The sequence below is a fragment of the Mycobacterium sp. NGS48 genome (genome assembly GCF_059812585.1).
Window position 1 is genome coordinate 224,668 of the sequence record NZ_JCALCY010000005.1, and the last position, 23,459, is coordinate 248,126.

Sequence of the window (23,459 nt, forward strand, 5' to 3'; positions counted from 1 at the left end):
ACCGCTAGGCGTTGTCGATGCGGCGCGCGCCGAGCTCGTTCTGCAGCAACTCCAGGGCCGCCTCTTCGGGATCGCGACGCGGCGCCAACGTGTCATCGCGGCCGGCCTCGGCGAGCATGCTGTCCTCTTCGGCGGGCTGAGCAGAATTGCCGTCCTCGACCGGTGCCGCAGCCACGCCGGGCTCACAGCGCACCCGCCAGTTGACGCCCAGTGCATCTTTGAGGGCTTCGGCGATGACGTCGGCGTTGCGTTGCTCGCAGAGCCGCCTGGCCAGCGGCGCCGACTCGTGGCTCAACACCAACGTATTGCCCTCGACCGCGCGGACAGTTGCCCCGGCCAGCATCACTTCGGTGGTGCGGCTGCGTTGACGCACCTTGTCGCGCACCGTGGGCCACAGCGTTCGCACCGCGGCCGCGCCGGGCTCCCCCGCGGTGGCTGCAGGTGCCGGTTCGGGGACCGCCGCGGGTTGCGGCGGAGTTGCCTTCGGCTGGGGCGGGGGCGGGGCGGCTTTCGGTGGGACGGCCATTGGCGGAGCGGCCTTCGTCGGGGCGACTGGCGCGGTGTCCGACGGGATGGACATGTCCAGCCGCGTCTCGATTCGCTCGAGCCGCTGTAGCAGCGCCGACTCGGTGTCACTGGCCGAGGGCAGCAGCAGCCGGGCGCAGATCACCTCCAGCAGCAGCCGCGGTGCCGTCGCACCGCGCATCTCACCGAGTCCGGCCTGCACCACTTCGGCGTACCGCGTCAGCGTCGCCGGCCCGATCCGGGTCGCCTGATCCCGCATCCGGTCCAGCACGTCTTCCGGAGCATCCACCACGCCGCGCGCTGCGGCATCCGGAACGGCTTGTAGCACAAGGAGATCGCGGAACCGCTCCAGCAGGTCGGTGGCGAACCGACGTGGGTCGTGGCCGGCGTCGATGACCGATTCCACTGCCCCGAACAGTGCCGCGGCGTCGCCTGCGGCCAGCGCATCGACGGCGTCGTCGATCAGTGCGACGTCGGTGGCGCCCAACAGGCCCAACGCTCGCTGGTAGCCGATCCGGTTGTCGTCGGCACCGGCCCGCAACTGGTCGAGCACCGAGAGGGTGTCGCGGGGCGAGCCGCCGCCGGCGCGGATCACCAACGGATACACCGCCTCGTCGACGGCGACACCCTCTTGCTGACAGATCCGTTCGATCAGTGCCCGCATGGTGCGCGGCGGCAGCAGCCGGAAAGGGTAGTGATGAGTGCGCGACCGGATGGTCGGCAGCACCTTCTCCGGCTCGGTGGTGGCAAAGACGAAGATCAGATGTTCGGGCGGCTCTTCGACGATCTTGAGCAGTGCGTTGAACCCGGCGGTGGTCACCATGTGCGCTTCGTCGACGATGAACACCCGGTAGTGCGACTGGGCCGGCGCGTAGAAGGCCCGGTCCCGCAGCTCGCGGGTGTCGTCAACGCCGCCGTGGCTGGCCGCGTCGAGTTCGACGACGTCGATGCTGCCGGGCCCATTGGGCGCCAGCGCGACGCAGGACTCACAGACGCCGCACGGGGTGGGAGTCGGCCCCTGCGCGCAGTTCAACGAGCGCGCCAGGATGCGCGCCGACGACGTCTTCCCGCACCCGCGCGGGCCGGAGAACAGATACGCGTGGTTGATGCGACCAGCCGCCAGAGCCGTCGACAGCGGCTCGGTGACATGCTCCTGCCCCACTACCTCGGCGAAGGTTGCCGGTCGGTACTTGCGGTAGAGAGCCACAGTCAGCAGGCTACCGACGAGGTGTGACGGACGACCGCCCACGCCCAGCGTGAAGCTGGCTTCACGCTTGTGCGCGAACGTGTCCCTAACTTCACGCTCGGCGTCATGGGGTCGACGATTTGACCAAGGATTCGGTTGCGGCCAGCAGCGCACACGTCGCCAGCCCATCGATGGCGTTGCGCAAGTCCGGTATCGACGGGAAGGTCGGCGCGATTCGGATGTTCTTGTCGTCCGGGTCTTTTCGGTACGGGAACGACGCGCCCGCCTCAGTGACCGCGATACCGGCATCCTTGGCCAGCGCGACGGTGCGGCGCGCGGTGCCGGGCAGCACGTCAAGGCTGATGAAGTAGCCGCCTTTCGGCTCGGTCCACGAGGCGATCTTGGACTCACCCAGGCGCTTGTCGAGGATCTCCAGCGCCAGCGCGAATTTGGGGGCCAGGATCTGCTGGTGGCGAAGCATCTGCAGGCGTACGCCGTCGGCGTCGCCGAAGAAGCGCAGATGCCGTAGCTGGTTGACTTTGTCCGGGCCGATCGACTTCTTGCCCGCGTACTGCAGATACCAGGCGATGTTGCCCAGCGATCCGCCGAAGAAGCTGACACCCGCACCGGCGAAGGTGATCTTCGACGTCGACGCGAAGACATAGGGTCGGTTGGGATTGCCTGCGGCGGCGGCCAGGCCCAAGACGTCCACTTGCCGGTCGAAGTCCATCGTCAGGGTGTGCACCGCGTAGGCGTTGTCCCAGAACAGCCGGAAATCGCTTGCCGCGGTATGCATCTGGACGAGGCGCCGAATCGTCTCCCAGGAGTACGTCACCCCGGTCGGATTGGCGAACACAGGTACCGCCCACATGCCCTTGATCGCTGGGTCGGCGGCGACCAGTTCCTCGATAAGGTCGACGTCGGGGCCGTCGTCGCGCATCGGGATGGAGATCATCTCGATGCCCAACGTCTCGGTGATGGCGAAATGGCGGTCGTAGCCGGGCACCGGGCAGAGGAACTTGATGTTCGGCTCGTCCCGCCAGGGCCGCGGCGAGTCCACGCCGCCGTGCAACATCGAAAAGACGATCACGTCGTGCATGAACTCGAGGCTGGCGTTGTTGCCCGCGATCAGGTTCGGCACCCCGATGCCGAGCAGCTCGCCGAATATCGCTCGCAGCTCCGGTAACCCGTGCAGGCCGCCGTAGTTGCGGGTATCGGTGCCGTCCGCGTCGCGGAAGTCCTCCCCCGGCAGGCTCAACAGCGCGTTGGACAAGTCGAGCTGTTCGCCCGACGGCTTGCCGCGGGTGAGATCCAGCGCCAGCTTCATGGCCTGCAGCTCGGCGTAGTCCTGCTGGTGGCGTGCGTGCAGAGCCGCGAGGTCCGCTGAGCTGAGGGTGCTAAAGGAGCCGACCGACACCATGCGCCCTTTCATCGTCAACGCCGTGAGTAACAAAAGTCGGACCGCCCCGCCGGCTCCGACATGGGGGACCCCGCGCACCCGCTAGAGCCCGTTGACCCTTGCTGCCTTCCGGCCCTGGGGGAGTTCACAGGATAAACGCCGCGCGGGGTCCACCGAGAGTGTAGTACCCGACTTGCGCAGTGACCGAAGGCGCTCTCTGACAGCTCGGCTACCATGGCCGACGGAGGATTCGCCTAGTGGCCTATGGCGCTCGCCTGGAACGCGGGTTGGGTTAATAGCCCTCGCGGGTTCAAATCCCGCATCCTCCGCGCTCGGTCTGGGGCGCGACCTGGCTCGATGGTCGTGCTAGACCGCCAAGTTGAGGAGGGGTATGGGGCGCACCGCCGCCACGCTGTGGCACGCGTCGTTCTCGATTGCTGCCGGCGTCCTCTATTTCTTCTTCGTGTTGCCGCGCTGGCTTGAGCTGATGGGCGACACCTCGCACACGTTGGGCACGGCGCTGCGCATCGTGGCCGGGGTGCTGATCGCCCTGGCCGCCTTGCCGGTCGTGTTCACGCTGTTACGTACCCGCAAGCCGGAGTACGGGACCCCGCAGCTCGCGCTCAGTCTGCGCACCTGGTCGATCGTCGCGCACGTGCTGGCCGGTGTGCTGATCGTCGGCACCTCAATCAGCGAACTCTGGCTGAATCTCGACGCCACCGGACAGTGGCTGTTCGGGATCTATGGCGCGGCCGCCGCGATCGCGTTGCTCGGAATCTTCGGCTTCTACCTGTCCTTCGTCGCTGAGCTGCCGCCGCCACCACCGAAACCGCTGAAGCCGAAGAAAGCCAAGCGACGGTTGCGGGGCAAGAAGAAAGCCGGCGAAGAGGTCTCGGCGGACGAAGCAGCCGAGGCGGACGAAGCCGAAACCGCTGAGACGGAACAAGCGGAAGCCGTCGCTGCCGATGACGAGACCGTCGCGGCCGACGATCAACCCACCGAGATCGCCGAGTCGACCGCCGAAGAACCTGAGTCGACCGCCGACGAACTGCCCGCCGCCGAGGACACCGTCGCCGCCGAACAGCCCCGCGGCGGTTTGCGTAACCGCCGCCCGAGCGGTAAGTCATCGTCACGCCGGCGTAAGCGTTCGCGCGGTGGAGTCACCGTCGAGGATTAGTAGGGCTATCAACCGCGCCGGTCCTTTCCTATGCTGAGCGAGTGCCAAATAACTATCGGGTCGTCCAGTGGACAACGGGAAACGTCGGAAAGAGCTCGGTTCAGGCGATCGCCGCGAACCCCATGCTCGAACTCGTGGGGTGCTACGCCTGGTCGCGTGACAAGGTGGGCCGTGATGTCGGCGAGTTGTGCGGCACCGCGCCGCTTGGCGTAGCCGCCACCGACGACGTCGACGCGCTGCTTGCGCTGAAACCCGACTGCGTGGTCTACAACCCGATGTGGGTCGATGTCGACGAGCTGGTGCGTATCTTGTCGACCGGCGCCAACGTCGTTGCGACCGCGTCGTTCATCACCGGCCACAATCTCGGCGCCGGCCGCGATCGCATCGCCGAGGCGTGCCAAAAGGGCGGCTCGACGATGTTCGGGTCCGGGGTCAGCCCGGGCTTCGCCGAATTGCTGGCGGTGGTGTCGGCAATGGTCTGCGATCGGGTCGACAAGATCACCGTCAACGAAGCCGCCGACACCACCTTTTACGATTCACCGGCAACCGAGCTTCCGGTGGGTTTCGGCAAACCGATCGACGACCCCGAGCTGCCGACGATGACGGCTCAGGGCACCGCGGTATTCGGCGAGGCGGTGCGGCTGGTTGCCGACGCGCTGGGCGTCGAACTCGACGAGGTGCGCTGCGCGGCGGAATATGCCCAAACCACAGCCGATCTCGACCTCGGCTCATGGACTATCCCGGCGGGGTGCGTCGCCGGCGTCTACGCCAGCTGGCAAGGCGTCATCGGTGGCAAAACCGTCGTGGAGCTCAACGTGCGGTGGCGCAAGGGCCAAACATTGGAGCCGGACTGGAAGATCGACCAGGACGGCTGGGTGATCCAGGTCGACGGACGGCCGAGCGTAAAAACCACCGTGAGTTTCCTGCCGCCACCGGATTTTCAGGCGGAGACGATCGCCGACTTCATGACGCTCGGCCACATCATGACGGCGATGCCCACCATCAACGCCATCCCGGCGGTGGTGGCTGCGGCGCCGGGTATTGCGACCTACACCGATCTGCCGCTGACGCTGCCTCGCGTAGTCGTGCCGGCGACCTGATGGGCGCGGAGCGAAATGCTAGCTCGCGGGGATGTTCTGCAGCTTGGGCGCCAGCTCAGGGCAGTAGAAGCTGACGGCGGTGCCGAGGAACTGGTACGCCTGCACCTGGGTGGTGCCCCTGGCCAGGTTGTTCTTCACGAACCGAGCGGAGGCGGCAGCATCGGGGTCGACCCCGTCGCCCAGCCGTCGGCAGGCGATCTTGGCCAGATAAGGGTTGTAGTCGTGAGGGCCGTACAGGCCGTAGGTGTTGAGCTGGTTGTCGAAATCGGTGTCGGGGTCGGCATATGCCGGGGCGGCCAGGCCGACTGCGGCGGCGACGGCGGCGATCGAGGCGAACCTTGCTACCTTCATGAGCTGGATGGTACCGCCCCGTGTCGGACTTGGAGACCGATCTGGAGTACGCCGACACGCTTGGTCGCCGCCACCGATCCGCGAGCCTGTCCAGGTCATTGCATGCCCTTCCCACCCGGTTTCCGTCTATCGGCCTATTCCGATTAGAGTAGCTAAGGTTACACACAAGCTAATTAGTTGAGTCTCTTGGCCCCCGCTCAGGATGGAGCCACCCATGACCATGACCGAGCCGATGACTCAGCCGATGCGCACCGCTGCGCCGTGCCATTGAATGGCTCGGGATGCGGAGGAGATCACGAGCGAGCAGCTAGCGGAAAGCGGGGCAAGGTTTTCAGATGTTTGAGCTTCTCAAACGCGTGTGGTTGCCGTTGCTTGTCGTAGTGGTCATCGCTGTCGGCGGGTTCGCGGTCTACCGAGTGCACGGTTACTTCGGTGCGCACGGCAACGCGGGTGGCTCGTCACAGGTGTTCGAAGACACCAAGCCGTTCAACCCGAAGGTCGTGGTCTACGAGATCTTCAGCCCGGACGGCACCGTGGCCGACATCAACTACCTCGATCTCAACGCTGACCCCAAGCGGGTCGACTCGGCACCCCTGCCGTGGTCGCTCAAATTGTCGACTACTGACCCTGCGGTCAGCCCCAACATCGTGGCGCAGGGGCACAGCGACACCATCGGCTGCCGCATCACCGTCGACGGTGTCGTCAAAGACGAAAGGATCCGCAGCGGCGTGAACGCCCAGACCTTTTGCTTGGTGAAGTCCGCATGAGCGCCGACGTCACCGAGGCGCCGACCGACACCCTGCCGGCCCCGGTCCAGGCGGTGCGGGAGCGCTTGCCGTTGTGGATCCACCGGCTGGCGGTGCCGATCATCCTCGCGTGGATCGCGGTCACGGTGCTGCTGAATGTCATCGTCCCCCAGTTAGACGTGGTGGGACAGATGCGCACAGTGTCCATGAGCCCCAAGGACGCGCCGTCGATGATCGCCACCAAGCGCGTCGGCGCCGACTTCAAAGAGTTCAAATCCGACAGCTCAGCCATGGTCGTGTTGGAAGGCCAGAAGCCACTGGGCGACGCGGCCCACCACTACTACAACGAGCTGGTCGCCCAACTGCGGGCGGACACCACACACGTCGAGAACGTCCAGGACTTCTGGAGCGACCCGCTGACTGCGGCGGGTTCGCAAAGCCCGGACGGCCTGGCCGCCTACGTCCAGGTCTATCTCGCGGGTAACCAGGGCGAGAGCCTGGCCAATGAGTCCGTCGAGGCTGTCCAGAAAGTTATCAAGGACACCCCGGCACCGCCCGGGGTCAAGGCGTATGTGACCGGGGCGGCGCCGCTGCTGGCCGATCAGCACATCGCCGGCGACCGCAGCCTGAAGCTGATCACCGGGATGACCTTCCTGGTGATCATCGTCATGCTGCTGTTCGTCTACCGGTCCATCGGCACGGTGCTGTTGGTGCTGGGGATGGTTTTCCTGGAGTTGGCCGCGGCCCGCGGCGTGGTGGCTTTCCTGGGCTACCACAACCTCATTGGGCTCTCGACGTTCGCGACCAATCTGCTGGTGACGCTGGCGATTGCCGCCTCGACGGACTACGCGATCTTCCTGATCGGCCGATATCAGGAGGCGCGTAGCGCCGGCGAGGATCGAGAATCCGCGTTCTACACCATGTATCGCGGAACCAGCCATGTGATCCTGGGTTCGGGGCTGACGATCGCCGGCGCGACGTTCTGCCTGCGCTTCACCCGGCTGCCTTACTTCCAGTCCCTGGGTGTCCCGTTGGCGATCGGCATGCTCACCATGGTCGCGGCCGCGATGACATTGGGTGCCGCGGTCGTGGTGGTGGGCAGTCGGTTCGGGCTGCTGGAGCCCAAGCGGGCCATGCGGATTCGGGGTTGGCGCAAGATCGGCGCGGCCGTGGTGCGCTGGCCGGGGCCGGTGTTGGTCGCGACGGTGCTGGTCTCGCTGGTCGGGCTGATCACCTTGCCCGGTTACAAACCCGGCTACGACAACCGCGACTACCTGCCAACCGATATCCCGGCCAATGAGGGCTATGCGGCCGCGGACCGGCATTTCTCCCAGGCCCGGATGAACCCGGATCTGTTGCTGGTCGAAACCGACCACGACATGCGCAACCCCGCCGACTTCCTGGTCATCGACAAGGTCGCCAAGGCCGTCTTCCGCACCTCAGGCATCGGACGCGTGCAGGCCATCACCCGGCCACTGGGCACCCCGATCAACCACGCGTCGATCCCGTTTGCGATCAGCATGCAGGGCACCACCCAGCAACTGAACATGCAGTACATGCAAGACCGCATGAAAGACATGCTGGTGATGGGTGAGGACATGGCTCGCACCATCACCAGCATGGAACAGATGCTCGAGATCACCCGCGGCATGGCCGAGACCACCCACAGCATGGTCACCAAGATGCACGACATGGAAGCCCACATCCAGGATTTGCGGGTGCACATGGCCGATTTCGAAGACATGTGGCGCCCGTTCCGCAGCTACTTCTATTGGGAAAAGCACTGCTATGACATTCCGATCTGCTGGTCGTTGCGCTCGGTCCTCGAAGCCTTCGACAGCGTCGACATCATGACCGATGACATCAGCAATCTGATGCCCGACATGGACCGCCTCGACACGCTGATCCCGCAGATGCTCACGGTGATGCCGCCGATGATCGAGACCATGAAAAGCATGCGGGTCATGCAGCTGACCATGCAGCAGACCATGGGTGGGCTGCAGGATCAGATGGAAGAAATGATGAAAAACCAGTCGGCGATGGGCCACGCCTTCGACGAGGCCAAAAATGACGACTCCTTCTATCTGCCGCCCGAAGCATTCGACAACCCCGATTTCAAGCGCGGGCTGAAGATGTTCCTGTCCCCCGACGGCCATGCGGTGCGAATGATCATCTCCCACGAAGGCGACCCCGCGTCTCCCGAGGGCATCTCGCGCGTCGAGCCGGTCAAACACGCCGTGCACGAGGCCATCAAAGGCACGCCGTTAGAAGGCTCCAAGGTCTACCTCGGTGGCACCGCGCCGATGTACAAAGACCTGGCCACCGGGTCCGCCTATGACCTGGTCATCGCCGGGATCGCGTCGCTGTGCCTGATTTTCATTGTGATGCTGATCATCACCCGCAGCGTCATCGCCGCCGCGGTCATCGTGGGCACCGTGACGCTGTCGCTGGGTAGCGCCTTCGGTCTGTCGGTGCTCATCTGGCAGCACCTCATCGGACTCAATCTGCACTGGATGGTGCTAGCGATGTCGGTCATCATCTTGTTGGCGGTGGGGTCGGACTACAACCTGCTGCTGGTGGCGCGGTTCAAAGAGGAGATTCACGCCGGACTGAACACCGGCATCATCCGCGCGATGGGCGGCAGTGGCTCGGTCGTGACCTCGGCCGGCCTGGTGTTCGCCTTCACCATGATGACGATGGCGGTCAGCGATTTGGCTGTCGTCGGCCAGGTCGGCACCACGATCGGCCTGGGCCTGTTGTTCGACACCTTGGTGGTGCGCTCGTTTATGACGCCGTCGATCGCCGCGCTGCTGGGCCGCTGGTTCTGGTGGCCACAGCGGGTACGCACCCGTCCGGCCAGTGGGCTGCTTCGGCCGTACCCGCCTCGTCCGGTAGTACGCGAATTGGTGGATCAACGGCGCTGACCAGGACCGCGCGCGTGCCTGCGTGACCTCTGCCGATCAGGTCGGAAATCACGCGGCGTGCGTTATTCTCTGGCCGTGGCGCAACTGACCTTCCAGCGTGCCCGCACCGCAGCGAAGAAGCGCCAGCGTGCGGACGCATTGGTGGAGGCCGCGCGCTCGCTGGCGCTGGAAATCGGTGTCGCCTCGGTGACGCTGACCGCCGTGGCCGCACGTGCCGGAATCCACTACTCGGCCGTGCGTCGCTACTTCACCTCGCACAAAGAGGTGCTGCTGCATCTGGCGGCGGAAGGCTGGGTGACGTGGGCGAACACGGTGACTGAGCGGCTGCGCCAGCCGGGTCCGATGTCACCCGCGCGGGTGGCGGAGACGCTGGCCCAAAGCCTCGCCGCCGACCCGCTGTTCTGCGATCTGCTGGCCAATCTGCATCTGCACCTCGAGCACGAAGTGGACATCGACCGGGTTATCGAGGTCAAGCGCATCAGCGACGGCGCCGTGATGTCGCTTGCGGATGCCATCGAGCAAGCCTTGCCGGCGTTGGGGCGATCGGGCGCGCTCGACGTCTTGCTGGCGGCCTACTCGTTGGCGGCGCCGTTGTGGCAGATCGCCCACCCGCCAGAAGGGCTCAGCGACGCCTACGCCGAGGAAGCCCAGGCTTCACCCGAGTGGAACATCGACTTCGTGTCCGCACTGACCCGGCTGCTCACCGCGACCTGCGTCGGGCTGATCGCACAATCAAGCTGAGCTACTGCTCACCAATCCCACACGGACATGTCGTTCGGGGGATAGTCCGCGCAGTGGTCGGTTTCTTTGGCGACGACGCCCTTGTTGTTGAAGAAGATCTTGAAGTTGTTGACCCATGCCTTGGTCATCGGGTCGGCGACGTCGCCCTCGTAGAGGTGGTCGGAGTATTGCCTGCGCTCTGCCGGCGACAGCGAGAAAAACCAGTGAGCCTTGTCCTGAACTGCCTGATGGAAGTTGGCATGGTTGTGGTAGTCGTTCATGTATCGCTCGTAATACACCGGCGCGTAATCACGCGCGGCGGCCAGCAGCTGCTCGGGCGTGCAGGTGGTCTGGATGATCCGCCGCGGTATCGGATAGTCCTCGGTGGAATCGGCCGAGGCGACTCGAGGGAAGGCTGTCGCGGCAGCAGCAAGCGCAAGTACCGCGACACCGGCGCGGATCACAGGGCCCAGACGAGAACGAAGCATGCGGACACTATAACGCGCTCGTAACGATCGTGGTTAGTTTGACTTATAATCGACGTCCCGGCTGGGCTGAACGCGTTTGGGCTCGCCGGGCATCTTGGGATAGTTGGGCGGATAGGGCAGATCGCCGAGCCCGCGTTCCTCGTCGGCAGCAGCCACCTCCAGCAGCGGAGTGATCGACTGCTGGACCGAATCCATCTGGGCCCACGGGTCGTCGCGGCGGGCCACCAGGTCGGGCACAGTGCCGATGGTGTAGTCGTCCGGGTCGGCGCTGGCAAGCTCGTCCCAGGTCAGCGGCATCGACACGGTGGCGACCGCAGTGCGCCGCACCGAGTACGCCGACGCGAACGTGCGGTCGCGGGCGTTCTGGTTGAAGTCGACGAAGATCCGGGCGCCCCTTTCCTCCTTCCACCACGACGTCGTCACCGCGTCCGGCGCGCGGCGCTCGACCTCGCGGGCCAGCGCGATCCCGGCACGGCGGACGGCGATGAAATCCCAGTCCGTTTTGATCCGCAGAAATACGTGTACGCCGCGACCCCCGGACGTCTTGGGGTAGCCGACCAGCCCGAGTTCCTCGAGCAGCGGCTTGAGCACATGGACCGCAATCGTGCGCGCCTCGGCAAAACCGGTTCCCGGCTGCGGGTCCAGGTCGACGCGCAACTCGTCGGGATGCTCGGTATCGGGACAGCGCACCTGCCACGGATGCAGGGTGATGGTGCCCATTTGGGCCGCCCACACGATTGCAGCGGGGTGAGTCACCTTGAGCGCGTCTGCAGTTCGTCCGGACGGGAACGTGACACGGCAGGTCTCCAAGTAGTCGGGATGGTGCTGCGGTATTCGCTTTTGGTAGATCTCCTCGCCGTCGATGCCCTCCGGGAAACGCTGCAGGTGTGTGGGCCGATCCCGCAGCGCGGTCAGCATCGGGCCGCGGGCCACCGCCAGGTAGTACTCGACGAGCTTGCGTTTGGTACCTGCGGAGCCCAGCTTCGGGAAGTAGGGCCTATCCGGGTTGGTCAGCCGGACCGCGATTCCGTCGACGTCGAGTTCTTCAGCGGGGCTTGCCATTACGACTCCAAGACGTCGGAGAGGTCGTAGTTCAGCGGCACGTCGAGCTGGTCGAAAGTGCAGCTTTCCGGGTCGCGGTCGGCGCGCCAGCGCACGAAGCGGACGGTGTGCCGGAAGCGGTCTCCTTCCATCTGGTCGTAGGCGACCTCGGCGACCCGGTCCGGCCGGATCGGCACCCAACGTTTGTCGGCCGTGGCATTCCACCGGCTGGGCTCCCCGTCGTAGACCACGTCATCGCCGACGCGCAGCGGTTCCAACTCGGCGAGCAGCTTCAGTCGATCCTTGGTGGTGAATGACGCTGCGCCACCGACCATGTGCAGCCGGCCATCGCGGTACAGGCCCAACAGGATGGATCCGATGCCTTCGCCGCTTTTGTGGATGCGGTAGCCCATCGCTACGCAGTCGGCGTCGCGGGCGTGCTTGATTTTCACCATCTCTCGCTTGCCCGGCAGATAGGCGCCGTCGAGTCGCTTGGCGACAACGCCGTCGAGCCCGGCGCCCTCGAAGGTGGTCAGCCAGTGCGCGCCGAGTTCGGGATCCTCGGTGGTTCCGGTGACATGACACCAGTCCATCGCGTCGACCAGCTCCGAAAGTGTCGCGCGGCGAATGCGAAACGGCTCGCCCAGCAGCGACGCCGAACCGGTGGCCAGTGCATCGAAGCCGATGAAGTGCGCCGGTGTTTGCTCGGCCAGCATGTTGATGCGGCTGGCGGCAGGGTGAATGCGTTGGGACAGTGAGTCCCAGTCCAGCCGGATCCGTCCGTCGATGTCACGGGGGACGACGATCTCGCCGTCGAGCACACAGCGCGGCGACACTTCACTGCGAATCGCCTCTAGCAGCTCCGGAAAGTAGCGACCGAGGTCTTTGCCGTTGCGCGACTGCAGCATCACCTCATCGCCGTCGCGGAATACCAATGCGCGAAATCCGTCCCACTTCGGTTCGTAGGACCACACACCCAGTTCGGCGGGAACCTTGCCGGCCGCCTTGGCCAACATCGGTTCGATCGGCGGCTGCATGGGAAGGTCCACGCGTTCATCTTGACACCACTGGCCGGTGTTTACCGGTCGCGGGCAGCGGGCACGCGACGAACATGCGACTGACTTCTCACCATCGACCCCGTAAAGTTGCGAAAAGGCGCTGGTAGCTAGCCATCCGACGAAGGCCTCAGGAGTCGAAAACGTGCAGACCATACAGCGGACAACGACGCTGCCCACCTGCGCGGACCGGGTCTGGCAAGCGATACAGTCACCGGCGACGATGCTGTACGTTTGCCGGGGCCTCTTCGGGATGCCGGCATTGAACGGTAGAGCAGAATCGCTGCGCCTTGGTGAACGCGGCACCGGCTGGCTGTGGGCGTTCCACCTCGTCCCGGCCTACCGCCACACCATCGAAGTGACCGCGGTCGACCACGGCACTCGGACCATCCGCACCCATGAACACGGCGGCGTCATCGCCAGTTGGGATCACACACTGCACGTTGCGCCGGTCGACGACCACAGCTGTCACTACACCGACACGATCGCCATCGACGCGGGGCGCGCTACCGCTGTGGTTGCGACGCTCGCGAAAGGCATTTTCCGGCACCGGCATCGACGCTGGCGCAAGCTGGTCCGTCAGCACCTGCTGCCCGAGGGACCGGCGTACGCAACTTAGCTGCTCAGCCCGGCGGCGTCAGCGCAGGAAATCGACAATGTAACCGGCGAGCTCTTCGCCGGCGTCCTCCTGCACGAAGTGCCCGGCATCCTGGACGACCGGATGCTCGATTCCCTGAGCACCACGCATCTCCCGCTGGAAGATCGGGGCCATCGCGCCGGTGATCGGATCGCCGTCGCTGAACGCAACCAGCATCGGCGTTTCACTGACACACAGCGTCGCCCACGCCGACCGCTGGGCCGGGGCGGCGGGATCGTCGGGCGAGGTGGGGATCAGGCCCGGCATGGCGCGCGGCGCAGCGCAATAGGTGTCGTCGGGAAAAGGCGCATCGTAGGCCGCGCGGGTGCCATCGCTCATCGGCCGGCGACAGCCTCCCTGCACGAATCGGCCGATGTCCAGCAACGGCTGATTCTGAATCGCCTCGCGAAACTGCCACCAGATCTTCGGCATCGGGATGTCACCGGTCGGCAGCCCGGTGTTGGCCACCACGATCCGGCTGAACCGGTCAGGATGCTCGGCGGCCAGTCGCAGCCCGATCAGCCCGCCCCAATCCTGGCCGACCAGGGTGACGCGCTGCAGATTCAGGACGTCGAACGCCAGGGTGCGTACCCACTCGACGTGACGGGCGTAGGTGTGGTCTTCGCGCTGCGTCGGCTTGTCGGAACGGCCGAACCCGACCAGGTCCGGGCACACGACGCGATGCCCGGCCTCGACCAGCACCGGGATCATCTTGCGGTACAGAAAAGACCACGACGGCTCGCCGTGCAGCATCAGTATCGGGTCGGCGTCATCGGGACCATCTTGGACCCACGCCATGCGCAACGTGCCACCGTCGCCGTCAGGAACATCGCAATACCTTGGCGGGTAGGAGAATTCGGGGATCTCGGCAAACCGGTCGTCTGGTGTCCGCAATGTCTGCATGGGTGCGAACATACCGTCGGATCAGGCGTCTTCGCGTAGGTTCGTCAACGCGGGCTGGGCCATCAGCCGGTCCAGGAATGGCCGTTGGCCCTTGAGTAGCTTGACTCGGGCTTGTGCCACCGTGAACCAGCTGACTCGGTCGACTTCGGGAAACTCTTTGATCATCCCCGAACCCTTGGGCCACTCAAGCTCGAAGGTGTTGCTGGCTGCACCGGTGACGTCGAGATCAGCCAGCACCGCAAACGCCGTGACAACCTTGCCGCCCGGCTGTTTCAGCGAACCGAAGTCGGTACGCGCGCCAGCCGGCACCGCAAGCCCGAGTTCTTCGACGAATTCGCGTTGTGCCACATCCCAAGGATCCTCACCGTTGATGTACTCCCCCTTGGGGATCGACCACGCGCCCTCGTCCTTTCGCGCCCAAAACGGGCCGCCCGGGTGCACGATCAGGACTTCCACCACGTCGTCGCGCACCCGGTACAGCAGCAGCCCGGCGCTCCGCTTGGGCATGCGCGCCTAAACCCCGACCGCACGTTCCAAGTCTTTGAGGGAGGTTTCCAGGTCTGCGAGCAACCGCTGCAGATGCGGCACACTGCGTCGGCAGCCGACCAGACCGAAGTCGAGGTTGCCGGCGTTGTTGACGACGGTGATGTTCAAAGCCTGCCCGTCCAAGGCGATCGACAGCGGGTAGTTGCCGTCTAGGCGGGCGCCGCGCCAGTACATCGGTTCGGTGGGTCCGGGCACATTCGAGATGACGATATTGAACGGCGGCGGCGCCGACGTGCCCACTCCCGGGACTACGGCCAGAGCCATCGGTGACATGAGAAACGCCGACAACGCCAGTGCCTGCAGTCGGGGCAGTTCGGAGAACACCTTTTTGTTGCCACGCGTCGATTCGTTGATCGCCTCGAGCCGCTTCGCCGGATCGTCGAGGTCGGTGGCCAGACTGCACAGGATGGTGCCGACCATGTTGCCGCCGCCGTCGGCGTCGTCTTCCTTGCGCAGGCTGACCGGCACCATCGCGATCAGCGGCGTGTCCGGGAGCGCATCCTGGTCGGCCAGGTAGTACCGCAGCGCGCCGGCGCACATCGCCAGCACGACATCGTTGAAGCTCACCCCGGTGGCCTGTTTGATGGATTTGATGCGGTCCAGCGACCACGACTGTGCCGCGCACCGGCGGGCGCCACCGATCGGAACATTGAGCATGGTGCGGGGAGCGGCGAACGGCAGGGTCAATTGCTGTTCGAGCAGCGCCGCGCGGGCCAATGAAAACGCCGACGGGCCAAGGGCGGCAACCGATCCCGCGAGTTGACTGATCGCTTGCCAGCGCGACCGGCCAGCCGAGTGTCGTCGACGGGGCAGATTCCAGATCGCCCGCATCTCCTGGTCATTTGGGTCGTTGGACAGCGTGCGTTGCATCAGCTTCATCGCGGAGACACCGTCGACCAACGCATGGTGAAACTTGGTGTACAACGCGAACCGGCCGTCGTTCAGCCCTTCGATGAACTGGCCCTCCCACAACGGCCGGTGCCGGTCGAGCAGGCTGCCGTGCAACAGCGAGGTTAACTCGAGCAAGTCGCGCACCCGCCCGGGCGCGGGCAGTGCTGAACGCCGCAGGTGGTAGTCGATGTCGATGTCATCCTCGTCGTCGTAGGCCCACCCGATGCTGGCGATACCGCCGAGAAGCCGGGCCGGGCGCTTACGGAAGGTCGGTTGAAACTCCCGGTTGGCGACGAGGGCCTCGTAGGTCTCGCGCGGAAAATCCGGTCCGGCACCTTCCGGCGGCTCGAATAAAGCCAGGCCGCCGACGTGCATGGGGTGCTCGCGGGATTCGCCCAGCAAGAATATCGAATCGGTGGGCGTTATCAGCTCCATCAACCCATTAAAGCGCGGTGGGCAGCAATGTCGGTCGGATTCAGCCGGGCCAGCAGACCCAGGCGGGATCGGGCGCGGCAGTGCAAGCGCCAAACCGTAACTGGCTCAGGGCATCAGAGCCCGGGGATGCCCGGGATGCCGGGAAGGCCGGGTATGTGCGGTCCGCCGCCACCGTGGCCCCCGCCGATACCCGGGATTCCAGGACCGGGGATCTTTGGACCCGGAAGCTTTGGACCCGGGATTCCCGGTCCCGGAATCCCCGGGCCCGGCACCCGCGGCGCCGGTATCGGTGGTGCAGGCAGTGCCGGAGGCGGCGGAAGCGCCGGCGGGGGCGCGGGTGCTGCCGGCGCAGGTGCGGGCGCCGCGGGTGCGGGCGCCGGAGCGGGTGCGGGCGCGGGCGCTTGCGGCGGGGGCGCGGGGGGCGGCGCCTTTTGGGTCGGCGCAACGACACTTTGTCCCAGGTTAGGCCGCTGGTTGACGTGCGGGCGGATGTCGAGCGCCAGTGCGATCGCTAGTGCGGCCACACCAACGACGAAGATCGTCAGCACGCCCAGAGCGACCAGGAATGGTTTGCGTTCGGGCCGGTCCTCGTCGGAAAAGAAGGGTTCGCCGGGATCTGCGGCGAGCGCGTCCGCGGTATACGCGTCGGCGTCATGGCCGGGGTCGGCGCTGTACGCCAGAGCTTGCTCGTCGGCGGCCGGCTCCGCCGCCGCCAGACCCGCGGCCAGGGCCATTTCCGGGTCCACGACACCGGTGCCGGGATCTTGGGCATATGCCAGTGCGGCGGTGGACGAGTCAAACAGCGGCGCGTGGGCCGACGCCAGCGCGGCCCCGCGAGCCAGCGCCGTTTCCGGGTCGTCAGCTGCGCTGACCGCCAGCGATGTCGCGGCATCCAACTCGGGCTTGATCATTCCGACGTCGACACCGGAGCCGACGACGAACAACCCCTCCGGGCCCGACTGGAGGCCGGCGGCGGCCCCGGTCATCGCGGTTAGCCGGGCGACGGCGTCGGTGTCGTCCTCAGGCAAGGGTTCTCGATGTACGTCGCCGACCGAACCATCAGCAGAGTCGACGACGGCCAGCGTCGCGCAGTCCGGTTCGACGAACAGCAGGCCGGTATGGGCATAGCCGAGGCTGGCGCCGACCGTTTGGGCCAGCGCGGCCGCGGCCAGGAAGGCCGAGACCAGCATGACGTTTTCGACCCGGCGGGAGGCGAGCGCATCGCGAAGCGCGCTTGCCTCGATGGGATCGGTCCAGGTCACGCCCGTCGACGCCAGCCGGTACCCGCCCTCGACGGCGCTTTCGCGGGTGCCCAGGATGGCCGCGACCACTTGATCGGCTGCGCTTGGGGTGGGGGGACTCTGGGCGTCCCCGTTCGTGGCGATCTGGAAGTTGTCTTCCTCGACGGTGGCACCCTGGCCGTTTTCGCCCTCGACCAGCACCATGCGGACGGTCGTCGGGGCCATCGACATGCCCAATACGATGTCCACAGCGCCTCCAAAGCAGTTTGCTGGCCGCTGAGGAGTCTGCGCGGGGAGCGATCCACCGCGTGCAGGCCCCCGGTGCTTCGACCCTACTCGGTCGGGCAAGCGCGCGACGGCCAAGCTTCACGTGCGGCAGCGGATTGTAGAGTTCAGGCAGCAACCGTTGGGGCGGCGCACAACACGCTTCATCGAGGACCGCCGAGGATCTCATTGGCAATCACACTTAGAGCGGCGATCTGCGCGGCGCTCTCGGCTCTGCTTTTGGCAAGCTGCGGTCACGCGGTTTTGTCCGGCCGGGCTGTATCGATGCTCTACGACCCAGACCGCGTCGGTGGGTTAGCCGTGTCAGATGGTCCCAGCGGTCCACGCGGCGTCCCACCGCCGGTCACCGATCGGGTTCACAACACCGACGGCGGTGATGACGACCGTCTCGCGCTGTTGGCGATCGACGACATCGAAGACTTTTGGCAACGGCATTACTCCGACTCGTTTTCACGCACCTTCAGCCCGGTCGCCACGCTGTTGTCGTACGACTCGAATGACCGGTTCGGCCCTGCGGTGTGTGGCAACGAGACCTACGGCAACACCAACGCGATGTACTGCCACCGCAACAACACGCTGGCATGGGACCGCGGCAGCTTGATCCCGACAGCCCGGAAGTACTTCGGGGACATGGCCGTCAATGCGCTGCTCGCACACGAATACGGGCACGCCGTCCAGCGGATGGCGAAGTTGATCCACCACTGGACCCCGACCCTCGTCCGTGAGCAGCAGGCCGACTGCCTGTCGGGCGTCTACCTCCGCTGGGTCGCCGGAGGTGAATCACCGCGTTTTCAGCTGAGCACGGGCGACGATCTCAGCCATATTCTGGCCGGCGCGATCGTCATCCGTGATCCGATCGCGTCGCCGACCGAGGCGTCGTCCAGTGGAGACCCGCATGGAACGGCCCTTGACCGCGTTACCGCCTTGCAGCGCGGTTTCGACAGTGGTGCCGAAGCGTGCGGTGAGATCGACAGTGACGAAATCCAGCAGCGCCGCGGCGACCTTCCGAGTTCGTTGTTTGAGTCGAAGAGCCAGCAAAGCGACGTCGGGATCGACGACGACGCCCTGTCGACGATGATGGAGTTGTTGGGAAAGATCTTCGCCCCGACCGACCCGCCGACGCTGTCGTCGGCCGGTACCAGTTGCAATCCCGCGGCCGGGTCCGAAGCCGTCGTCTACTGTCCCTCGACCAACACGCTTTCGGTCAATATGCCTGTGTTGCAACGGATGGGAGCGCCATCAGACGAATCGCAGCTGGGCTTGCCGCAGGGAGACAACACCGCCCTGTCTGTTTTCACGTCACGGTATGTGTTGGCGCTGCAGCGCGAGCGGGGCCTGCCCTTGGATTCGGCTCTGGCGGGCATGCGCGCAGCCTGCCTGACCGGGGTTGCGCAGCGCAACATGGCCGAGCCGATTTCCCTGCCGTCGGGCAAAATGCTCGTGCTGGGCGCTGGTGACCTCGACGAAGCCATCTCGGGCCTGCTGACCAACGGGCTGGCCGCCAGCGATGTGAACGGCTCCCCGGTGCCGGCCGGCTTCTCCCGCATTTTTGCGTTCCACTCCGGGTTGCTGAGTGGTGCCGGCCAGTGCTACCAGCGATTCTCCTGATGGGTGTGGTTCTAGTGCCCTACGTGCCGCGAGCCAGTTCAATAATGGTTGGTGGCGCAGGAGAAGAGGTGCAATGAGCGGTCCGCACGGGTCAGACCCACCCGAGCCTTTTCGTCCGCCGCCCAGTCGCCGGTGGCAGCAGCCGGTGCCGCCGCGTCGAGACGAAAGGCCAAGGGGCAGGCCGGAAGAGCGAACAGTACAGCGGCCGTTGCAGCCGCGACGCCCGAACGCGCCCAAGTGGTATGAAGTAAACCCGCGCAGGCCGGTCGCGCAGAATTACCCGGTGCCGCCGCAGCCCGATCTCCGGCCTCGGCGGTCGCCCCCTCCTCCGCCCGTACCGCCTCCGCCCTATCGCCAACCGCCCCCCAACTACCCGGTCGCAGGCCGTGCCGGGCAAGCGCCGCCGCCAGAACAAGCAAAGCCCTCGCCAGGCACGCATATTCGTAACGTCTGGCTTGGGCAGGGCAAGACCTCTGAGCGTCGCTTGCTGATAGCAGCGGGCATTGCGGTGGTGTGCCTTGCAGTGGTGGCGCTGATTCTGGGCGTGTGGCAGCTCGGGTCGTTCCACGGCAACGAACTCGATGTCAACAAGGCTCAGGTCGGTGTCCGGCAGATCCTCACCGATCCCGTATCCGGGTACGGACGCAACAACGTCTCGACGGTCAGGTGCAACGACGGCCGCAATCCGGTTGTGCAGAAGGGCGTCACCTTCACCTGTGAGGTGCACATCAATGGAACCAAACGCCAAGTGGCGGTGGTGTTCCGCGACGACAACGGAACCTACGAGGTTGACCGTCCCCGGTGAAATGTTGGTAGCACCTGGCTCACGACTGTTCCGCGATCTGCTTGTCGATACGCTGCTGGTCGTCGCGGACGGCCCCGATCATCAGTGCCAGGGTCTTGTCGTCCCAGTTCGGGTGGCCGATGTTTTCCAGGCTTCCGACGACGGTATCGAGGTGACAGACCAGCCGCTCTGCCAGGCTGACAGGCAGCCGCCCGTAATCGAAACGCCCCTTGCAATCGGATAGCGGGCGTCCCAACAACAGCGAAATCTCACTGCCAACGTCGAGTCGGGCGGCAAAAAAGGTGTCGATCGAAACCATGACCCCGATGTGCGGTTCGCGTGGCGTTGCCAATGTGCTGTTCTCCAATCCGAGGCATGCCTGGTGGAATACAGCCGTAGGGATGTCGGGCCACCAGAAGGCGAGTAACTGTCAGGTGGAGGACCGCTCGCTGGCATGTCGGCTCCTCCCTCTGTAACAGCGTCACCCCTGCTAGGCACCTTGACGCGAATAGAAGCGCACTTTATTACACAGACGTCCAGTTGACTAGATGTAACGGCTAAGACAGCGGAACGGACCACCAGAACGGGATTTCACACAACGACGGAAGATCGCACATCAGGCGCGGTGGCGAAGGGATTTGAACCCGAACTACAGCTCTGGCCACAAGCGGCGAAACTATACCGGTTCTTACAGCTACTATAGCTTTTGACGATTTCCTATAATTCGCGTGGGATCATTGGTAGGCGGATTTAACAGGCAGGCAGGCGACTATAGAAACCGCCGGAAAGGTATATTTGTGCAGCTCGAAGTCTTCCAAGACTCCCCGGCGGGTGGCCTAGTCCCCATCTCCGGCCACGATGCCTACCTCGGACGCGATTACAGCCACTACGCATTCGTGCCCGCACCCCTCCCCGCAGAGATTCAACTGAGCCTGGGGGCACACAAGCTGGCGGATCAAGCCAGCTTATCGGTCGGTCGCCTGGACTTCGCCGTCAAGCGACTACCAGACCCTGGGCTACTCGTGCGGCCGGCCCTGCGCCGTGAAGCACGCAGCACGTCCGCGCTCGAAGGCACATACGCGACGCTGGAAGAGGTTCTGGAGGCTGACTACGTCGAGGAAGCCAACCGCACGGCCGAAGTTCGCGAGGTCCTCAACTATGTTCGGGCTGCAGAACAAGCCCTCAAATTAGTTGAGACGAAACCAATCTGTCTAAACGTCATTGCTCCACTCCAAGCGACCTTGGTGGACAGAACGCGCGGTGACAGCTGGGACAAGGGACGGCTCAGAGAATCCAACGTATACATAGGCGAGCAATCAAAGGGTATCGAAGCCTCGAGGTTCGTGCCGCCGCCTTTTGGCGAATACCTCAAAGAGGGTGTGTCTGACTGGGAAAGGTGGATCCACGCGGACGATGACTACCCACTGCTGATCAAGATTGCGATGGCTCACTATCAATTCGAGACACTTCATCCATTTTCGGATGGCAACGGCCGACTTGGCCGGCTCATCGTGACCCTACAGCTCGTCACAGAAGGTGCGCTTACCTACCCGTTGTTGAATTTGTCTCCTTGGCTTGAGCCACGGAAAGACGAGTACAAGGATTTGCTGTTGGGGATCAGCAAGACGGGCAACTTCGACCCCTGGGTCAGATTCTTTTGCGAGGCGGTGCGCCACCAAGCAGAGGACGGAGTCAAGCGAATCGAAGAACTTTTGGCTTTCCAGTCTGAGCTGCGCCATCGGTTGGCTGAGAAGCAAGCCCGGGGTGTCGTCAACGCGGTCGCAGACAGTCTCCTCGGGTATCCGATCATCACGATTCCCGAGGCTGCGAAACTTCACAAAGTCACCTATCCGCCCGCCAAGAAGGCAATACAAACGCTGGTAGAGCTCGGCGCGTTGCGGGAGATGCCCGGGCGATTGTTCGCCTATGGCGCGAAGGGATACAGATGCGATCCAGTGATGGAGGTCTTGAATCGACCGTGACCGTCGCGACGCCGCGGCGCAGCAATGCTCGACGGCTGTGATTCGACTGTTCGCACAACGTCTTTGCTGATCAGCACGGCGTGGTCTGGCGTGAATTGCTTGGAGCCGTAACGTCTCATATCCCGAGGCTCGGCCAGCGCATCTCATGTTCGAATGCGGCCGCCGTCAGCGGCCTTTCCCGCTTGAGGAGGAATCTCTGTGACCTGCGAAGAGGTGTGGAGAAGATTTTTGGCGGTGGCGGAGGGATTTGAACCCTCGGACGGGGGTTACCCGTCACACGCTTTCGAGGCGTGCTCCTTAGGCCGCTCGGACACGCCACCGCCGGACAGCCTACCGAACCGACGCCCGCTCACCCCAATCGCTGCCGGGCGAAGAAGTCCTCCAGCAGCGCGGCGCAGTCGCCGGCCAGCACCCCGCCCCGCACGGCGGGCCGGTGATTGAGCCGCCGGTCGCGCACTACGTCCCACAACGAGCCGACGGCACCGGTTTTGGGTTCCCACGCCCCAAAGATCAGTCGCGCGACCCGGGCCATCACCAGCGCACCCGCGCACATCGTGCACGGCTCGACGGTGACCGCCAGGGTGGCGCCCTCCAGCCGCCAGCCGTCACCCAGCACCTCGGCGGCCGCCCGGATGGCCAGGATCTCCGCATGCGCGGTCGGATCACCGAGCGCTTCGCGGGCGTTCACCGCACGGGCCAACTCGGTGCCGTCGGCGCCGACCACCACCGCGCCCACCGGGACGTCACGCGGGCCCGCCGTAGTGGCAACCGCCAGCGCGGCGCGGATCAGGTCTTCGTCGCCGATCACCGACCGAGTTTGATGGCGGCGACCCGCAGCGCCCGGCTGCGTCATTCGTGGCGACCCGCCGCGCCCGGCTGCGCCGCGCTTGCGATCGCCACGGCCGCGCTTGCGATCACCGACCGAGACGGTCGAGCACCGTCGACAGCTGCTCCGCGAAGCCCATCTCCCGGGCGATGCGGCCCAACTGCTCGTCGGCGTACAGGTCGGTCTCGTCGAGAATGATGCTGAGCACTGCCTCGGGCAGCCCGACGTCGGACAGCAGCCCCAGGTCGCCCTCTTCGAACGGGTCGGCGTCTTCGAGGTCCTCCGGCTCGATGTCGGCGTCGAGCTTGTCCAGCACTTCGGCGGCGATGTCATAGTCGAGGGCCGCAGTGGCATCCGAGAGAAACAGCCGGGTTCCCGACGGCCCGGGACGTACGATGACGAAGAATTCGTCATCGACATCGAGAAGCCCGAAAACGGCTCCGGCGCTGCGTAACTCGCGCAGTTCAGTCTCGGCTTCAGCCAAACTCGTCAGGGCCTTGCGCCGCATTGGAGCGCAGCGCCACTGCCCGTCTTCGCGCACCACGGCAACACCGAAGCCATCCGGCGTATCTGCCTGCGCGGAAGCCCGCTGCGGTGCCATGCGCGCAA

At 65.1% G+C, this 23,459-nt stretch carries 22 protein-coding genes, 2 tRNA genes and 1 other RNA gene; 10 read left to right on the forward strand and 15 right to left on the reverse strand.

Annotated features, from left to right (window positions below):
* Nucleotides 1-4: 4 nt before the first annotated feature.
* The 3 genes from AC5Y42_RS12255 to ffs form a co-directional block, all read right to left on the reverse strand.
* Nucleotides 5-1,732 carry a DNA polymerase III subunits gamma/tau gene (locus AC5Y42_RS12255; protein WP_499898410.1) on the reverse strand — a complete coding sequence of 576 codons (1,728 nt, stop codon included), beginning with the start codon at nt 1,730-1,732 and terminating at the stop codon, nt 5-7.
* Between the two features lie 103 nt (nt 1,733-1,835).
* Nucleotides 1,836-3,131, reverse strand: a complete 1,296-nt coding sequence (locus AC5Y42_RS12260; RefSeq protein WP_499898663.1) for an aspartate aminotransferase type Ic — start codon at nt 3,129-3,131, stop codon at nt 1,836-1,838.
* 58 nt (nt 3,132-3,189) lie between these two features.
* An RNA gene (gene ffs / locus AC5Y42_RS12265) (signal recognition particle sRNA small type) lies at nt 3,190-3,286 on the reverse strand.
* A 67-nt stretch (nt 3,287-3,353) separates the two neighbouring features.
* Here ffs and AC5Y42_RS12270 point away from each other — a divergent pair.
* The 3 genes from AC5Y42_RS12270 to AC5Y42_RS12280 all read left to right on the forward strand — a co-directional run bounded on the left by AC5Y42_RS12270 (nt 3,354) and on the right by AC5Y42_RS12280 (nt 5,387).
* Nucleotides 3,354-3,439, forward strand: a tRNA-Ser gene (locus tag AC5Y42_RS12270).
* Nucleotides 3,440-3,501: 62 nt separating this feature from the next.
* The gene (lucA, locus tag AC5Y42_RS12275; protein ID WP_499898412.1) at nt 3,502-4,287 is read left to right on the forward strand and encodes a lipid uptake coordinator LucA; all 786 of its coding nucleotides are present in this window, start codon (nt 3,502-3,504) and stop codon (nt 4,285-4,287) included.
* 41 nt (nt 4,288-4,328) lie between these two features.
* The gene (locus AC5Y42_RS12280; protein WP_499898413.1) at nt 4,329-5,387 is read left to right on the forward strand and encodes an NAD(P)H-dependent amine dehydrogenase family protein; all 1,059 of its coding nucleotides are present in this window, start codon (nt 4,329-4,331) and stop codon (nt 5,385-5,387) included.
* An 18-nt stretch (nt 5,388-5,405) separates the two neighbouring features.
* On the opposite strand, the gene AC5Y42_RS12285 is transcribed toward AC5Y42_RS12280, so the two are convergent.
* Nucleotides 5,406-5,738 carry a DUF732 domain-containing protein gene (locus AC5Y42_RS12285; RefSeq protein ID WP_499898414.1) on the reverse strand — a complete coding sequence of 111 codons (333 nt, stop codon included), beginning with the start codon at nt 5,736-5,738 and terminating at the stop codon, nt 5,406-5,408.
* Between the two features lie 335 nt (nt 5,739-6,073).
* Between AC5Y42_RS12285 and AC5Y42_RS12290 the strand changes: the two genes are divergently transcribed.
* From AC5Y42_RS12290 to AC5Y42_RS12300, 3 genes are read left to right on the forward strand one after another with little or no spacing between them, the layout of a single operon-like run.
* Nucleotides 6,074-6,505, forward strand: a complete 432-nt coding sequence (locus AC5Y42_RS12290; protein ID WP_499898416.1) for an MmpS family transport accessory protein — start codon at nt 6,074-6,076, stop codon at nt 6,503-6,505.
* Nucleotides 6,502-9,408: an MMPL/RND family transporter gene (locus AC5Y42_RS12295; RefSeq protein WP_499898417.1), complete on the forward strand. Its 2,907-nt coding sequence runs from the start codon at nt 6,502-6,504 to the stop codon at nt 9,406-9,408. The genes AC5Y42_RS12290 and AC5Y42_RS12295 overlap by 4 nt, the downstream gene beginning before the upstream one ends.
* Before the next feature lie 57 nt (nt 9,409-9,465).
* On the forward strand, nt 9,466-10,149 hold the full coding sequence (locus tag AC5Y42_RS12300) for a TetR/AcrR family transcriptional regulator (protein WP_499898418.1): 684 nt from the start codon (nt 9,466-9,468) through the stop codon (nt 10,147-10,149).
* An 8-nt stretch (nt 10,150-10,157) separates the two neighbouring features.
* Here the strand turns inward: AC5Y42_RS12300 and AC5Y42_RS12305 are convergent, their stop codons facing one another.
* Genes AC5Y42_RS12305 through AC5Y42_RS12315 form a run of 3 tightly spaced genes read right to left on the reverse strand, consistent with a single transcriptional unit; the run spans nt 10,158 to nt 12,706 of the window.
* Nucleotides 10,158-10,616 carry a DUF5078 domain-containing protein gene (locus AC5Y42_RS12305; RefSeq protein ID WP_499898419.1) on the reverse strand — a complete coding sequence of 153 codons (459 nt, stop codon included), beginning with the start codon at nt 10,614-10,616 and terminating at the stop codon, nt 10,158-10,160.
* 33 nt (nt 10,617-10,649) lie between these two features.
* Nucleotides 10,650-11,678, reverse strand: a complete 1,029-nt coding sequence (locus AC5Y42_RS12310) for a DNA polymerase domain-containing protein (RefSeq protein ID WP_499898421.1) — start codon at nt 11,676-11,678, stop codon at nt 10,650-10,652.
* The gene (locus tag AC5Y42_RS12315; protein WP_499898423.1) at nt 11,678-12,706 is read right to left on the reverse strand and encodes an ATP-dependent DNA ligase; all 1,029 of its coding nucleotides are present in this window, start codon (nt 12,704-12,706) and stop codon (nt 11,678-11,680) included. Before AC5Y42_RS12315 ends, AC5Y42_RS12310 begins: the two co-directional genes overlap by 1 nt.
* Nucleotides 12,707-12,857: 151 nt before the next feature.
* Here AC5Y42_RS12315 and AC5Y42_RS12320 point away from each other — a divergent pair, with 151 nt between their 5' ends.
* Nucleotides 12,858-13,331: an Rv1443c family protein gene (locus tag AC5Y42_RS12320; RefSeq protein WP_499898425.1), complete on the forward strand. Its 474-nt coding sequence runs from the start codon at nt 12,858-12,860 to the stop codon at nt 13,329-13,331.
* Between the two features lie 18 nt (nt 13,332-13,349).
* Here the strand turns inward: AC5Y42_RS12320 and AC5Y42_RS12325 are convergent, their stop codons facing one another.
* The 4 genes from AC5Y42_RS12325 to AC5Y42_RS12340 all read right to left on the reverse strand — a co-directional run bounded on the left by AC5Y42_RS12325 (nt 13,350) and on the right by AC5Y42_RS12340 (nt 17,614).
* On the reverse strand, nt 13,350-14,252 hold the full coding sequence (locus AC5Y42_RS12325; protein WP_499898426.1) for a haloalkane dehalogenase: 903 nt from the start codon (nt 14,250-14,252) through the stop codon (nt 13,350-13,352).
* Nucleotides 14,253-14,273: 21 nt separating this feature from the next.
* Nucleotides 14,274-14,759: an NUDIX hydrolase gene (locus AC5Y42_RS12330; RefSeq protein WP_499898427.1), complete on the reverse strand. Its 486-nt coding sequence runs from the start codon at nt 14,757-14,759 to the stop codon at nt 14,274-14,276.
* A 6-nt stretch (nt 14,760-14,765) separates the two neighbouring features.
* Entirely contained in the window at nt 14,766-16,124 is a 1,359-nt protein-coding gene (locus AC5Y42_RS12335) for a WS/DGAT/MGAT family O-acyltransferase (RefSeq protein WP_499898430.1), read from the reverse strand.
* 113 nt (nt 16,125-16,237) lie between these two features.
* Nucleotides 16,238-17,614: a DUF7159 family protein gene (locus tag AC5Y42_RS12340; protein ID WP_499898432.1), complete on the reverse strand. Its 1,377-nt coding sequence runs from the start codon at nt 17,612-17,614 to the stop codon at nt 16,238-16,240.
* A gap of 336 nt (nt 17,615-17,950) precedes the next feature.
* On the opposite strand from AC5Y42_RS12340, the gene AC5Y42_RS12345 reads away from it, so the two are divergent.
* Both AC5Y42_RS12345 and AC5Y42_RS12350 read left to right on the forward strand, forming a co-directional pair.
* Entirely contained in the window at nt 17,951-19,258 is a 1,308-nt protein-coding gene (locus AC5Y42_RS12345) for a neutral zinc metallopeptidase (protein ID WP_499898433.1), read from the forward strand.
* A 484-nt stretch (nt 19,259-19,742) separates the two neighbouring features.
* Complete coding sequence (locus AC5Y42_RS12350; protein WP_499898434.1) at nt 19,743-20,063, forward strand: DUF4333 domain-containing protein; 321 nt, start codon at nt 19,743-19,745, stop codon at nt 20,061-20,063.
* Nucleotides 20,064-20,082: 19 nt separating this feature from the next.
* Here the strand turns inward: AC5Y42_RS12350 and AC5Y42_RS12355 are convergent, their stop codons facing one another.
* On the reverse strand, nt 20,083-20,361 hold the full coding sequence (locus tag AC5Y42_RS12355; protein ID WP_499898436.1) for a hypothetical protein: 279 nt from the start codon (nt 20,359-20,361) through the stop codon (nt 20,083-20,085).
* Nucleotides 20,362-20,839: 478 nt separating this feature from the next.
* Here AC5Y42_RS12355 and AC5Y42_RS12360 point away from each other — a divergent pair, with 478 nt between their 5' ends.
* Complete coding sequence (locus tag AC5Y42_RS12360; protein WP_499898438.1) at nt 20,840-22,024, forward strand: Fic family protein; 1,185 nt, start codon at nt 20,840-20,842, stop codon at nt 22,022-22,024.
* A gap of 229 nt (nt 22,025-22,253) precedes the next feature.
* Here the strand turns inward: AC5Y42_RS12360 and AC5Y42_RS12365 are convergent.
* From AC5Y42_RS12365 to AC5Y42_RS12375, 3 genes are all read right to left on the reverse strand, one after another.
* Nucleotides 22,254-22,344: transfer RNA gene (locus AC5Y42_RS12365), tRNA-Ser, on the reverse strand.
* Nucleotides 22,345-22,373: 29 nt separating this feature from the next.
* Nucleotides 22,374-22,832, reverse strand: a complete 459-nt coding sequence (locus AC5Y42_RS12370; protein WP_499898439.1) for a nucleoside deaminase — start codon at nt 22,830-22,832, stop codon at nt 22,374-22,376.
* Nucleotides 22,833-22,938: 106 nt separating this feature from the next.
* Complete coding sequence (locus tag AC5Y42_RS12375; protein ID WP_499898440.1) at nt 22,939-23,451, reverse strand: tRNA adenosine deaminase-associated protein; 513 nt, start codon at nt 23,449-23,451, stop codon at nt 22,939-22,941.
* Between the last annotated feature and the right edge of the window lie 8 nt (nt 23,452-23,459).

What these genes read in the sequence shown, in the direction of transcription:
- AC5Y42_RS12260 (WP_499898663.1), bottom strand. Translation starts at nt 3,131, where the DNA reads ATGGTGTCGGTCGGCTCCTTTAGCACCCTCAGCTCAGCGGACCTCGCG.
- AC5Y42_RS12295 (WP_499898417.1), top strand. Translation starts at nt 6,502, where the DNA reads ATGAGCGCCGACGTCACCGAGGCGCCGACCGACACCCTGCCGGCCCCG.
- AC5Y42_RS12290 (WP_499898416.1), top strand. Translation starts at nt 6,074, where the DNA reads ATGTTTGAGCTTCTCAAACGCGTGTGGTTGCCGTTGCTTGTCGTAGTG.
- AC5Y42_RS12285 (WP_499898414.1), bottom strand. Translation starts at nt 5,738, where the DNA reads ATGAAGGTAGCAAGGTTCGCCTCGATCGCCGCCGTCGCCGCCGCAGTC.
- AC5Y42_RS12335 (WP_499898430.1), bottom strand. Translation starts at nt 16,124, where the DNA reads ATGGAGCTGATAACGCCCACCGATTCGATATTCTTGCTGGGCGAATCC.
- AC5Y42_RS12305 (WP_499898419.1), bottom strand. Translation starts at nt 10,616, where the DNA reads ATGCTTCGTTCTCGTCTGGGCCCTGTGATCCGCGCCGGTGTCGCGGTA.
- AC5Y42_RS12325 (WP_499898426.1), bottom strand. Translation starts at nt 14,252, where the DNA reads ATGCAGACATTGCGGACACCAGACGACCGGTTTGCCGAGATCCCCGAA.
- AC5Y42_RS12375 (WP_499898440.1), bottom strand. Translation starts at nt 23,451, where the DNA reads ATGGCACCGCAGCGGGCTTCCGCGCAGGCAGATACGCCGGATGGCTTC.
- AC5Y42_RS12310 (WP_499898421.1), bottom strand. Translation starts at nt 11,678, where the DNA reads ATGGCAAGCCCCGCTGAAGAACTCGACGTCGACGGAATCGCGGTCCGG.
- lucA (WP_499898412.1), top strand. Translation starts at nt 3,502, where the DNA reads ATGGGGCGCACCGCCGCCACGCTGTGGCACGCGTCGTTCTCGATTGCT.
- AC5Y42_RS12330 (WP_499898427.1), bottom strand. Translation starts at nt 14,759, where the DNA reads ATGCCCAAGCGGAGCGCCGGGCTGCTGCTGTACCGGGTGCGCGACGAC.
- AC5Y42_RS12355 (WP_499898436.1), bottom strand. Translation starts at nt 20,361, where the DNA reads ATGGTTTCGATCGACACCTTTTTTGCCGCCCGACTCGACGTTGGCAGT.